The following is a 12,797-nucleotide window of genomic DNA, read 5'->3' on the forward strand; positions in this document are numbered from 1 at the left end:
AGATCCGGGCCAGCTTTGGCCCGGACACTGTCTCTGGGTGAGTTCATCATGTGCCGTCTTTGATTTAGGCCTGATCTGCGGAGTTGGAATATGCAGTTTGTCTCTGGCAAAGCCTCAGCAAAGCGCGGCTATTTGCGCAGCTTCTTTCGCAGCTTGCTGTGGCGACGGCGCAAGGTGGAGGCGGTAGCTGAAGCTGCACCCAAAGAGTGCGATCCGGCAGGTACCGCTCATGTGGTTCTGCAAGGTCGTGACCGGCCTGAGCGCTCGTCAGATGCGCTGCACGAAGATCTGTCGGAAGAGCTGGAGATCCGGGGCTTTCTGGATCAGTTTCCCGGCCACCGCTTGATGGTCAAGCCCGGGGATCAGCCGCACAAGGAGATATTCTGATGGTCTATCCGCTGGCGGAACAGAGACTGGCGCAGCAACATAGTGCAGCTCATGATGTAAATCCGGTTCAGGATGAGGCAATCGCGGTTTCTCTTGAGGCGTTTGCTCAGGCGATCGTAGATGCCCATCAGAGCATGGCGCTTATGACTGGTGGAGCTTTAGATTTAGCCACCTTGCCCGGCACGTTGCTGGACAGCCGGTCAGGACATCAGCTTTTGAAAGAGATCGGTATTAAGGGGCGTTATTACACCAAGATAGCCAATGGGAAGACCTACGTCATCTTCAAGGGCTATCCTGCAGTGCGCGAGGTTCTTAAGGGGACACGGTATCTGTCGTCCTCTCCAAAGGTTGTTGCTTTTGGAATTGGACCTGAAGCCATTCGGGCAGGTGGCCGGGCGAATGCGGTGATCATGATCACCTGCTATGTGGCCCTGGATATCATGCAGTTCATCATGAGCGATACGCAGCTTTACAGCGAACTGTTTGCCAACATCATTGTCGATGTGGCGATCGGGGCTGTTGCCATTGGGGCTGGCATGGCCGCTGCAGCTGCTGGCGCGCTTCTGGCCGGTGCTATCACGACAGTTGCTATTCCTGCCCTTGCCATTACGGCTGGTGCCATTGTTGTTGGTATGGCTGTTGGTATGGCGCTTGGACAACTGGACAAGATGTTTGGCTTGCGAGAAAAACTGTCTGCAGCCTTGCGCTGGACTGGTGAGGCGGTTGCGCGCGGCCTTCAGAAAACCGGTCAAGTTATTCGTGAAGCACAAGTTTCCATGCGCCAGAAGGTGGAAGAGCTTGAACGCCGCAGCAATCGGTTTTTCTATGATCTGGAACGCGAGACCATCTGGCATTTGGGTGGGCCTGATCTTTACAACCAGATCTACAGGCGGTGATGATGATCAACTGGTACATCAATAAGACCGTTCAATTTGGGCAGTGGATTGGCCGGGATCCGCGCAGAGCACACGGGTTCGCTGCTGTGCTTGATCTTTTGATGGTGTTCTTGGTGTGGAGTACGATCTCTGACTTTCTGTATGCGCAGCAGGTCATTGAGCTTGGACAAGACAACTTTGAAATTGCTCATGGCATCCAGGCTTTAGCTCTTGGATCTGTTGCGATCCCCATCACCCATTTTGTCTTCACGCCCTGGGGGCATCAACGGCTGCAATGGTCCGTAAAGACATACCTCATTCTCATTTTCGGATCGCTCCTGGTCTTTGCTATTTCTGGCAATCTATGGTCGCAATCAATTGGGCAAAGAGCGCAGGACGAAGGGTACTTACTCTGCCAGAACGAGTTCTTCGCACCGGCAAAGGCCTTCCATACCTATGTGCGCCCGGGCACTTTATGTCCCGCTGATGAATGGCATTCCAAACCCTATCCACCGCCAGCGGTGAGGCCCTAACGAGCCCTCCAGACCACTCTCAATACTTGTACGTCCTTTGTTTTTTCTTTTGCCAGTGAGTTTGTTATGAATGCTATTGTCCAAATCCCGCAGCTCTTCCAGGAACAAGATCTGGCCTTCACCTTTGCAGCTCCTGCGCAGCCCAACGCGGAGTTGTTGGTCACCGGGTTCTCGGCAACAGAGCGTCTCAATGGGCTCACGCAGATCCAGATTGAGCTTGCCAGCCCCGACAACGCTCTCGACTTGCATAGCCTGCTCGACACGCCCGCCACGCTGACCATTCATCATAAATACGAGGGCCTGCGCCATCTCTCCGGAGTGATCGCCGAGATTGCCCGGGGCAATGAAGGCCATCACCGCACCAGTTACTCACTCACGCTGCTGCCCAACCTGCACCGGCTCGCCCATGGCTCTGACTGCCGGATCTTTCAAAAGAAAAGCGTGCCCGAGATCGTCAAGATCCTGCTCAAGGAACACGGCGTCGAGGATGTGAAGTGGGATCTGACCGAACCTCATGAGGCCCGCGAATACTGCGTGCAGTACCGGGAAAGTCACTTAAGCTTTTTAGATCGCATCACGGCAGAAGAAGGCATCTGGTACTACTTCACCTATGGTGCCAATGGCCAGCATACGCTGCAGTTCATTGATAACCCGCAGATCGTCTCGCAGCTGCCGGACCAGCCAAGGCTGGAATACAACGCCATGGTTGGCGGGGCTGTCAAAGGCGTCTATTGCAACAGCTTTGTCCTGCGCGAGCAGCTGCGCGCCACCAGCTTCATGCAGCGCGATTACTCGTTCAAGAACCCGCCTTACAACCAACAACACGCTCATCAGCGCGGTGAAGACAACGGCTCTGCGGGAGACTATGCACTCTATGAGTATCCAGGGCGCTACAAGGCCGATGGTGTCGGCAAGCCGTTCACAAAACACCGGCTGGAGGCAGCACGCGTTGAGGCCACCACAGGCCACGGGGCGACCAATGCTATTCACCTGATGGCAGGTCATCAGTTTGCCCTCACGGACCACCCGAACAGCGATTACAACATCAAGTATCATTTGCTCACCGTCTCGCATCAGGGCAGCCAGCCGCAAGCCGTGGCTGAGGAAGCTGGCAGCGGCACCACCACTTACAGTGCCGGGTTTGAGGTCATGCCCGCCCGTCTGCCATACCGGCCCAAACTGCTCAAAAAGCCCTTGGTGGACGGCCCACAGATCGCCCATGTCACCGGACCGGAAGGTGAAGAGATTTACTGCGATGAACATGGCCGGGTGAAAGTCTGGTTCCCGTGGGACCGTCACGGCAAGAAGAACGACACTTCCTCCTGCTGGATCCGCGTGTCCTCCAACTGGGCCGGCGCCAGCTGGGGCCACATCGCCATCCCCCGCATCGGCCACGAAGTCATCGTAGACTTCCTCGAAGGCGACCCAGACCAGCCAATCATCACGGGGCGGACGTACCACAACAATAACAAGTCACCTTACCAACTGCCGGACCACAAAACCAAGATGGTTATCCGATCCGACAGCCATAAAGAAGATGGCTACAACGAGATCTCATTTGAGGATGAAGCTGGCAAACAGAATATCTTCACCCATGCCCAGAAAGATCAGACGATCAAAGTTCTCAATAACCGGGCCAAGCGCATTGAGAATAACCAGATTGAAAGCGTCGGCTCCAACAAGAGCATTGAGATTGGCGGCAACCATCAGGAGAAAATTGGTGGGTCGATGAATGTCTCCATTGGTGGAGGATCTGGGGGGGCACTCATGGGAACACTTGGTGCAGTACTTGCTGCTGGGGGCAAAGATAGTGCAATTGGAGCTGAAGCTACTGGTAACTCTGCAGTAGGCACCTTCATGTCCGGTGTTGCAGCTGCGGGGGCATTAGCAGAAGGGGCGTCGTTGGGAGGAAATGCTGGCTTCAATTCATCAAAAAATCATTTCCTCGAGGCAGGCAGGGACCAACAAGGAACAGCAGCTGCAATCGGGGGCATGCTCTCTCAGATCATGCCGATCAGTGGAGTTCACAACACGATCGTCGAAAAGTTTGAAAGCAATACGGTTGGAATAGGTAAAACTGAACAGGTTGGTGCTTACAAAAACACGTCGGTAGGCCACACTCAGACAATTAATGTGGGCGAAGAGTTAATCATCAAAGTCGGTAAGTCTAAATTGATTATGGACAAAGACGGCAACGTGACAATCTCTGGTGCTAAGTTCAATTTCACAGCCTCTGGTCACGTTCAGATCAACGGCAAAGTCGTTGATATCAATTAGAGGCTGCTATGCTGGATAAAAACACAACAGGTTTTGCAGCTCTGGGATTTGAACAGATCCATCGTGACGGAACCCCCATGGGTGTTGTTGCAGTTCGGGGGCGTTTCGAGATTGAAGAAGGTGGGCGCCTAGCAGTTAGCAGTACGCAAGAGCTTGTACTGGAAGATGTTTACGAAGCGGATCCGCATAAAACACCTATGCTCGCTTGCTCAGATCTGGTGCCCTTTAAGCCCAACAGTGATGTTACTGCCTTAGTAAACACTTACCCGCCGGGTGATGGTAAGGCAGACAGATGGCATTGTGGCGTAAAGACTGGTGCCCATGAATACATATTAGAGGTGCAGGGACCATCTAATTGGAGTTTTCAAAAAGAGAGCTGGAAGTATTCACAGCCTCGGCCCATAGGCTTTGCCCATCTAGATTACAGGCTTGCGGTAAGTGATCAGATTGCTGAGGGGCCTGTTAACGAGGATGTGCCGCAGAACCCTTTGGGTATGCCTGCTTTGAAGGAGGAGTACCTCCATAAAGACAAAGAATATCCCATCCCCTTAATCAGATCGTTAAATAGCCAGACCAAGCTTGATGACCATTTCTCTCTTAACGGGTTTGGGCCTATTCCCTCATTTTGGCGGTGTCGCCAGCAGTATGCTGGCACCTATGATAAGGCATGGAAAGAAAACCGACACCCGCAACTTCCAGAGGATTTTGATTACCGGTTTTACCAATGTGCCAATCCTAAGCTTATTCAAAATGGATATTTGCAAGGCAATGAACGAATAGAGCTTGCCGGAGTTCAGCCAGATGGCAGTAATTTGGCATTCAACTTGCCGATGCTTCTCTTTATTGCTCAGTATCATTGGATTGATGGTCGCGAAGCAATGTTGCGCCTGAACCTGGACGGTGTTCACATCAACACCAGTACATCCCCAGGCACCGTTGATCTGACCTGGCGAGGTTGGCTGCCCATCTGTCCTGCATTCTTTAAAATAGACCTGAGCCTAAGCGGGTTTGATGATGAGGAAGCAAGAGCGGTTCCTTCATCCGGTTTATTTGGGTTCAGCGAGGAGGAAACGGCATGAGTATACCTCGCGAGTTTAGCCGAGATACAAGTGAAGGTTATCTGATTTCAATTTACCCAGATGTCTGCCTCACTCCTGTTGGGTCCAGCTATGTGCCCATTCCCTATACAATCGTTGCAAAGCAGTCTGATGATGCCAATACCTGCCCGACAGTCCGCGCAACTAAAAAGCGGGTCCATACAATGGGCTCAATCATCACCAAGTGTTCTGGTGATGCAGCCGGCACAGGCAAAGGTGTTAAATCTGGCACGATTGAAAGCGTTTGCCACCCTAAGGAACACTCTTCCCGTGTTCGGGCCTGCGGTCATTTCGTGATCAGACAGAATGATGTCTGGTACATGAATAACAAGAATACACAAGGGAAACTTAATTATGTGAAGCGGACTGATATTGATCAGCTGACACCGCCGATTTACTTTGCTGATCAGCAAGCAGATGATGGTGCAGATACCTCAGCATCAGGATCTTCCGACCAGCCACCTCAAGTGATGAGCGATGCTTCACCTGATCCTATTATTGCTGGCGCTCAATATGCTTCTGCAACCACGGCTACCAGTACGGTGTTATCGCCACCGCCAGCACAGCAGGCAACACCTCCAGAAGCACCACCTTACAACCCAAATTCAAAAAAAGTTCCGCCGACAGCAAACAACGACAACAAGCTCAAATCAAAGAAAAACCGCTGGTGGTCTCGAGTACTGCTTCAGCTAGCACGTAATCCTCAAGCTGCGGCTACATTACCGCTTGGAGCAGCGGCAGCAGGGATTGGAGCAGTTGGTGTTGAACGTGCGAAGAATCTTTCTGACGGATACAATCCACTGACTGGAGAAATCGCTCCTGGCACACCGTTTTTAAGGCAACCTATTGGGGATCAGCTATCACCAGCTCCAGATTTGCAACCAAATCCGCAAGTTGACCCATCTTGGGTGGACCCTTCTTCGCCTGCAACAGAACAGCAACGCCAAATTCAAAGCCAAGTTGAACCAAACGAAAGTATTGACACGCCACCAGGTACGGGCCTTTCAACTGAAACTACGCGCGTCTCAGGTCGGGACAATGACGATGATGACGATGATCGGTGCCGGCTAAGACCTTACAAGGCAGGATGTGGCGATGTGCCGGGCAGATCGACTCCGCACCATGTGGTCGCAGACCGGTCATTCAGAGCTCCAGGCAAGGGAGGAGCTGTATATGATGGCGGCGTACCCCATGCAGAAGGCTTGTGTATCTGTGTTGAAGGCGCGACGCCGAAGATGCATGAACCTGGAAGCAACATGCACGGGCGAGTTCATCTTCGGCAGAACGAGGGTGAGAAAGCGTTGGGACAACAGGGAGAGCCAGTTGGCACAGCTACTCTTGTAGATTTGGAAGGCAATGGCGCAAAAGCAGCTGCTCAAGAAACGGGGTGTGATGAGACTGTAATGAAAGCGCAGCTTCGCACCTACCATCAGGCCCGCGGCTTGGGACCAAATACAAGATGGAGAGCTGATCCCACCGGGCGGTTAGCTGTTGATCCCAATAGTGTTGGCACCGGGGGTGGAACAGGTCTACCATCAGACAATGTTTTCTAGGAGTTTTCTCAAATATGACTATACAGCTTGAACCCGCTTTGATTTCCGGCGGTCATGCTATTTCGGATACGGCTTTGATGTTGCATGCTGTTCCCGATAAGCTAAATGTTGAGGAATATGACTTTACTAGGGTTTTCTATCTGAACTTAAATCCAGCGGCCCCTAAAGAATGGGCACATCAAGACTGGCTTGATGCGTCGGTAGTGTCGACATGTGACATTAAAAATGGTCCCGCCGGAATGCCGGCAGGTTGCGAACTTTCAAATCATGGTTTGGTAAAGATTCATAATTCTTACGGAACTGAAATAGAGCAAATACCAGGAGCCGGACTAATTGCAGATGATGGCCGTGGCGAACTAACTTGCATGCGGCGTATAGGCAAGAAACTATTTGCTTGTGGAATTAATGCGCAAGTTTACAAGCGCGATGAAGGGAGGTGGCATAGTATTGGCGGCAAAATGGGAGAAAAAGTAACGACCCTACTAGAGCGAAGGTCTGCAATAATTAAGGCAGGGGAGTATTCAACACGCAGTGATGAGATATCTGATATAATGGATCAGATTCCATACTTCATTTTCATTAACGGTATTGCGGAGGATGATATCTATGTTACAGGCTCTCGCAATACAATTTATCATTTCGATGGCACAGAATGGGAACGGGTCCTCAGCGATACTGAAGCCTCTCTATCTGATATTCATCCAATTTCAAAAGATGAAATCTACATCACAGGTTTTGAAGGCACTCTTTTAAAAGGAAACGCAAAGGAGGGGTTTCGCTCCATCGTTGACCCGCTGTCTTCTTATTTAAACTTCCTGTTCATTCGCAAGTTCCAAGACAAGGTTTATGTCGGCAACGATGACGGATTGTTCCAGTTGCAAGGAGATCGCATAGTTAAGGTTGACGAATATCCAGGAAAACAAGTGCGTATTCTGGATAGCGTGAGCGACAACATCCTCTGGCTTGCTTGTGCTCGTCACGCTTACCGCTTCGATGGGATAGATTTTCATGTCCACGAACATCCGGACAACATTGGTCTTTAACAACGATATGTAGCAGAAGCGCTTTAACCAGAGACGAACCATGCCTGTACGAAGGTCTTGTGTAGTCACTCAGCAACGAGCTAGTCAAAGTCGACCTATGGTTGGAGTCACGTATTGGCTGTAGGCGGCTAAATTTCGACCGAATGCCCGCAATTGGTCAGGCGGAAAACTCAAGAGTGCGGAGCTGCTCCCTACCAGCTCCTTGGTTGCTAAATGTCGATTTTCTCTGACAACGAAAGTGCATCTTCAAGATCGATACCTAGGTATCTGACAGGGCTGTCCATCTTTGTGTGGCCAAGAAGAAGCTGCACGGCTCGAAGATTACCTGTCTTCTTGTTGATTTGCGCGACCTTAGTTCTGCGCATTGAGTGTGTACCGTAAGAGCTTGGTTCTAGCCCGATTGATAGAACCCACTCTTTCAGCATTCGGCCATATTGTCGTGTCGAAATATGCGGCCTGTCATGAAACCGGCCTGGCCACAAGTACTCTGACCCGATCATTTCTGGACTGTCTATCCATTTTGACAAGGCTGATCTGTTTCCCTCCATGAGTTCACACTGCACAGGCTTACCGGTCTTACTCTGTATTATTGAAGTGCGCTCTTTCACTCGCCCTGAAGTAAAAACAACGACAACCTTAAGACGTACAAGGTTACACCCTCTGAGTTTGCTGTTGATCGCTGTATTGAACAAAGCTAGCTCACGTATTTTGTCTGCGAGTTCAAGGAGAACACGAACGGCCCAAACGTGTTTTGGTAGTAAAGGGCGCTTTTGCCCGACAATCCTGCAGCGATTCCAGTCTGGTTTTACTGGTCGGATCATAGGAAGGTTTGATATGATCATAACAGCTCCTCCGTACCGCCCTCAACCACTACATCTAGTTAATCTTACAGCGTACAGAAGACGGTATTGAGGTCTAAGTTGGTAAGAAACAAGGAACTACTGGCTTATTTGCCAAGCGTTGCTCAGAAGACCAGAATATGTGCAGCATAATTTTTGGCAAAGTTGATTGATGACTGAAATCGTAATGATATCGGGCGGTGGGCTCAACAGCTGACATCCGCACTTTTCAATCAACAATTGTAGCGGTCTGAGTAGTGGCCCCAAGAAAGTCAGTAAATTTAATCAGCGTCTCAGTGTACTATTCTAGATTTTATAAATATCAGTCCATCTGGGGGTTTGACTATGTTTTTTGCAAAATTATGCCGTATTGCTGCCTACTTGGCTCTGGTTCTTGGTGCATTCAAAGTCGTTATGGGTTTATTTGGGGCATCATTTCCACCTGAAGATCGTATCGCCTTCGCACGACACGTTTTGGGTTCTGCAGATACTGGAGAAGCCATCGACAAAGGCACATATTATATTGGTATTGCCATTATCTTTGGCGTCCTTTTCGAGATCTGCTCCCACATAAAACAAATCAATGACAAATCCTAAAAAGGAGAAGATATGCGCGGCTTGCTTCTTATAATCATTGTTTTATCAATTGCCTTGCCGTCTTCTGTTTTCAGCCAAACTCACATCTATACTTTATACCGAAATTCTGTTTTGGATCCCAGCATGAGAATCCACATTGCCACTTTTGATGCATCTGACGGAATTGAATATAATTCGGGAAATTGCTGGTTAACGGCACGACTGTTTAACGATCAAGACGGCATCAAAACAACATTCTGGTGCGAAGAAGGTAGATTTAAGGGATCATCCAACTAAGGAGTCGCTCTATGCCGCTTCCCTGTAAAAAGCTTCAAGAATTGGTGTTACCCGCCTATGCTCCCTGCGCGCACTTTGGCATTTGTCGAGAAGCTCAGTTTGGCCCGAATTTCGGCCATGTCCCAAGAGGTTTCCTAGGTGCAACAGGCACACCTGAAGATGTGGAGCTGGTAATGGTGCTCTCTGAACCTGGACACCCGCATGCGCAAGAGCGCTATAACGCAAAGAGTACTCCAGAACAGGTACTCAACGAGAGTTTAAGCTATGTATATGAGTGCTTTGCATCCGGCGCAGATCTATTTCATCGAAATGCAAGGTGGTTCATAGATCAGCGCGAACAGGATTTAGATGCTTCTGTATGTCCAGCTTGCTTTAAGGACGGACACTCTGCGCAAATCTATTGGTTGTAGTAGTCTTGGATCTTTTTAATTTCTCGGCCAGCAAAGGGCAAAAACTCGTCGATCAGCTGACGGTAGAGGATCTGCATTTCAGATACTGCAACACGGTTTTCGATCTGCTCTGTGTAATGGGAAAAGCGCGCTTTCTTTGCTTTTGCAGAAACCTGGCGCAAGAGTTCAACGTTGTAAGCGACCCACTGGCGGTGCAATAGAAATTGAAAGAGGAGTTTGCGCCCCTCTTCGCTGGCGGCAACCTGCTCAAGGCTCTTGTCGCTCTTTTCCATCATCCGATAGAGTGTATCAATAGTTTCATCAGTCATCTCCTGAGTACACTCAACCCAACCAGCAACCTGAATCTGTTGCTCTTTGACTGCGTTATCGAGTAGTTTCTGGCGCTTCCGCTCAGCCCATTTCCAAATCATCACCAGTTCCTTAAGTGTTGGTATCCATCGCCTTCAAAGTGTCTGATTAGTGCAATCTTGAAAACTTCATGGAATTGATGGTGATATTTGACGCATTATTTTCGAAGTTTGCTCGTTGGGTGAGCTATCTTATGGGCATGGCTACTTCGAGATCAGTCGGGCCAGAAGCGGACACTCGGGCAGTTCTATCATGGGTTGAGACACGCTAACCCGAAGTCCCTCCATTTTTCTCAAACCAGGCCACTTTTTGGTGGTCCCCATCTATCAAGCCTCCCAACTCGGTCTGTTGCGCATGGTGTCAGCCCATCTCAATACATGAGAGCAATCGCCGGGAATAGGTATGTTAAAAGCGTCTGCGAGCATCAGCGCAGTCATACCTTCGACATCGGCGAAGCTAAAGGTATCGCCGGCAATAAAAGGCCGTCGGTCAGACATCTCGTCGTTCAACCAGATCCACTTTGCGGGAATAGATTGACGCTGGGTCTCAGCAAATTCAGGCACTTGATCTACTACCTCGGCGAAGAGAGCCATCGCATGCCGAACCATCAGGCCGTAGGCCATGAAGATATGGCTGTGGATGCGCTCGCTCCACATCGCGATATTGCCTTGATCAAATGCGCTGACACCCATCAGCGGAATCTTGGGGAATTTAATATCAAGAAACCGACATATCGCCCGGCTTTCCGTGATGACACGGCCATCATCCAGCTCAAGAGCAGGAACCTCTCCCAGGGAATTTATCTTGCGATATTCAGGAGTGCGTGTGCCGCTGCCAAGCTCAAGCTCGACACGTGGAATACTGATGTCTTTTTCGGATATGAAAATGCGGACACGCTTGGTGTTTCCAGACATAGAGTTGTAGAGTTTCATGTCAATCTAGGTCCTTTTTAGTTTGTCATAGGAGATTCCGCGACAGAGCCTTCTCCATGTGAGCGACCTTGATGGGTTGGATGCCCCACCCCGACGGCATCGCAATGTGCCATTATAGTTAGACTTGGTCTTACTAACAAAGGGAGCAGCATCCATGGAAGAAGTTAGCATCATTGGGATTGATCTTGCAAAGCGTGTTTTTCAACTCCATGGGGCCCGAGGTGACGGGTCAGTTGCGTTCCGTAAGAAATTATCACGCAAGCAGTTGCTACCGTTTTTGGGCAAGCAGCCTCCCTGTATTGTTGCAATGGAGGCTTGTGCGAGTTCCCATTATTGGGGCCGTGAGATTGGCGTCAGCATTCTCAACACAATAACCAAACTCGGCAGGCCCGCGTTCGAAGCAATCCCATGACCTGAATTTACGGGTTTGGGCGTGCTTTAAGCTATTCACGACCCGTGCAACAAGGCCATCCTAGGTTTAGATCTCGCTCTGGCTGGGGCTGTCCGGTCTCAGGTCGAACGTCAGGTATGGTCACTCAGCAACATGCCTGTAATCAGGGCCATTACCTGCCATTCAAGTGTTTCCATCAAGAGTTGAGGCTGCCTGCATAGAAGGCACTGTTGTTTCTTTCGTATTTTGAAAGAACTTACTTTCTATCTTGAATGAATGTCAGAATTGTCCGCTCCAGCTCTCCTGCTGCTGGGGAAGCGGGTGTTTCTGATTTTCTGATAAGTTCAATTTCTCGTTGGAGGCCTGCTCCTGGAAGCGGAACAAAACTGATCTCGTCTGTGTTGAGTATCTGAGCACTTGTCTCAGGTAGAATAGTAATGCCGACCTTATTACGGATCATTGCTATCAATGATGTTATGTTATGGACTTTTAGACCAGATTCAGCGTGTAGCCTCTGACAAGCTGAAACCTGAATCGACTGAGACAGATTGTTTGCAATCAAGCGTTCCCCTTTCAAGTCTTCCCAACTCAAGTCTTGATCTTTTAGAAGCAAACTGCTGGATTTGTGACACAGAATACCAAAGCGGTCAGAGAAGAGAGTTTGAGTGTGAAATGAAGTGGCGTGGCCCTGTGTGGAGGCAATGCCCAGATCAATACGGTCTTTTGCTAGCTCGCGTAGGATGGAAGCAGAATCCATGTCGCGGAGTTCGATGTGAACATCAGGGCGCATAGAAAGGAACCGTGCAATGACTTCCGGCATGATTGTGTTTGCAACAGATGGAACGGCGGCCAACCGCACTTTTCCGCTTTTTGCTTTTGCGAAGTTCACAATGTCCTGAACCATGCCGTCAAATTGATAAAGTTCCCGCTCTGCCTGCTCCAGAACGAAAGATCCAAGCGCTGAGAGCCGGTTCTTACGATCAGTCTCAAACAATGATTGTCCCAGATTTTCTTCCAGTTGTTTTAGCATCATGGAGAGTGCTGAAGGTGTGCGCCCAAGAACCTCGGCTGCATCACTAAGGTTGCCGGTTCGTGCAACAGCGACGAAGCAACGAAGCATCTCAATCTTGATCTGCATTTCAATTTTCCTGAAACAAGTTACAGAAATTTGATTTTGACTGAAATTGCATCATGTGTCCATAGTCTGCTCAGTAATTCTACGGGCGAATAGGCAGCAGA

The 12,797-nt window shown here is 49.8% G+C and carries 13 protein-coding genes and 1 pseudogene; 10 read left to right on the plus strand and 4 right to left on the minus strand.

The annotated features are described in order from the left end of the window. Positions 1 to 90 precede the first annotated feature (90 nt). The 7 genes from DHN43_RS08685 (at position 91) to DHN43_RS08715 (ending at position 7,765) form a co-directional block, all read left to right on the plus strand. Positions 91 to 387: a hypothetical protein gene (locus DHN43_RS08685; RefSeq protein ID WP_108818333.1), complete on the plus strand. Its 297-nt coding sequence runs from the start codon at positions 91 to 93 to the stop codon at positions 385 to 387. Beyond that, entirely contained in the window at positions 387 to 1,283 is an 897-nt protein-coding gene (locus DHN43_RS08690) for a hypothetical protein (RefSeq protein WP_108818334.1), read from the plus strand. Before DHN43_RS08685 ends, DHN43_RS08690 begins: the two co-directional genes overlap by 1 nt. 2 nt (positions 1,284 to 1,285) lie before the next feature. Continuing rightward, the gene (locus tag DHN43_RS08695) at positions 1,286 to 1,795 is read left to right on the plus strand and encodes a hypothetical protein (protein ID WP_159096789.1); all 510 of its coding nucleotides are present in this window, start codon (positions 1,286 to 1,288) and stop codon (positions 1,793 to 1,795) included. A gap of 66 nt (positions 1,796 to 1,861) precedes the next feature. After that, positions 1,862 to 4,072 carry a type VI secretion system Vgr family protein gene (locus DHN43_RS08700; RefSeq protein ID WP_108818336.1) on the plus strand — a complete coding sequence of 737 codons (2,211 nt, stop codon included), beginning with the start codon at positions 1,862 to 1,864 and terminating at the stop codon, positions 4,070 to 4,072. Between the two features lie 8 nt (positions 4,073 to 4,080). Continuing rightward, positions 4,081 to 5,151, plus strand: a complete 1,071-nt coding sequence (locus tag DHN43_RS08705) for a DUF2169 family type VI secretion system accessory protein (RefSeq protein ID WP_108818337.1) — start codon at positions 4,081 to 4,083, stop codon at positions 5,149 to 5,151. Continuing rightward, entirely contained in the window at positions 5,148 to 6,722 is a 1,575-nt protein-coding gene (locus DHN43_RS08710; protein WP_108818338.1) for a PAAR-like domain-containing protein, read from the plus strand. The genes DHN43_RS08705 and DHN43_RS08710 overlap by 4 nt, the downstream gene beginning before the upstream one ends. Before the next feature lie 14 nt (positions 6,723 to 6,736). Continuing rightward, positions 6,737 to 7,765, plus strand: a complete 1,029-nt coding sequence (locus tag DHN43_RS08715; protein ID WP_108818339.1) for a hypothetical protein — start codon at positions 6,737 to 6,739, stop codon at positions 7,763 to 7,765. A gap of 209 nt (positions 7,766 to 7,974) precedes the next feature. On the opposite strand, the gene DHN43_RS08720 is transcribed toward DHN43_RS08715, so the two are convergent. Beyond that, positions 7,975 to 8,586, minus strand: coding sequence for a tyrosine-type recombinase/integrase (locus DHN43_RS08720; RefSeq protein WP_208995151.1), 612 nt, complete (start codon positions 8,584 to 8,586; stop codon positions 7,975 to 7,977). 363 nt (positions 8,587 to 8,949) lie between these two features. Here DHN43_RS08720 and DHN43_RS08725 point away from each other — a divergent pair, with 363 nt between their 5' ends. Together DHN43_RS08725 and DHN43_RS27030 are read left to right on the plus strand one after the other, a co-directional pair. Next, positions 8,950 to 9,201 (plus strand): hypothetical protein, encoded by a 252-nt coding sequence (locus DHN43_RS08725; RefSeq protein WP_108818341.1) that lies wholly within the window; start codon positions 8,950 to 8,952, stop codon positions 9,199 to 9,201. 12 nt (positions 9,202 to 9,213) lie between these two features. Beyond that, positions 9,214 to 9,477 carry a hypothetical protein gene (locus tag DHN43_RS27030; protein ID WP_159096790.1) on the plus strand — a complete coding sequence of 88 codons (264 nt, stop codon included), beginning with the start codon at positions 9,214 to 9,216 and terminating at the stop codon, positions 9,475 to 9,477. 397 nt (positions 9,478 to 9,874) lie between these two features. On the opposite strand, the gene DHN43_RS08735 is transcribed toward DHN43_RS27030, so the two are convergent. Continuing rightward, positions 9,875 to 10,297 carry a hypothetical protein gene (locus DHN43_RS08735; protein ID WP_108818343.1) on the minus strand — a complete coding sequence of 141 codons (423 nt, stop codon included), beginning with the start codon at positions 10,295 to 10,297 and terminating at the stop codon, positions 9,875 to 9,877. Positions 10,298 to 10,561: 264 nt separating this feature from the next. Beyond that, positions 10,562 to 11,167 (minus strand): glutathione S-transferase family protein, encoded by a 606-nt coding sequence (locus tag DHN43_RS08740; protein WP_108818344.1) that lies wholly within the window; start codon positions 11,165 to 11,167, stop codon positions 10,562 to 10,564. 154 nt (positions 11,168 to 11,321) lie between these two features. Here DHN43_RS08740 and DHN43_RS08745 point away from each other — a divergent pair. Further along, positions 11,322 to 11,516 (plus strand): annotated as a pseudogene (locus DHN43_RS08745) (IS110 family transposase); the annotation flags it as partial. A 298-nt stretch (positions 11,517 to 11,814) separates the two neighbouring features. Here DHN43_RS08745 and DHN43_RS08750 read toward each other — a convergent pair. Further along, positions 11,815 to 12,696 carry a LysR family transcriptional regulator gene (locus DHN43_RS08750; RefSeq protein WP_108818345.1) on the minus strand — a complete coding sequence of 294 codons (882 nt, stop codon included), beginning with the start codon at positions 12,694 to 12,696 and terminating at the stop codon, positions 11,815 to 11,817. Positions 12,697 to 12,797: the final 101 nt, after the last annotated feature.

It is taken from the genome of Pseudovibrio sp. Alg231-02, from assembly GCF_900143565.1.
Taxonomy (GTDB): domain Bacteria; phylum Pseudomonadota; class Alphaproteobacteria; order Rhizobiales; family Stappiaceae; genus Pseudovibrio.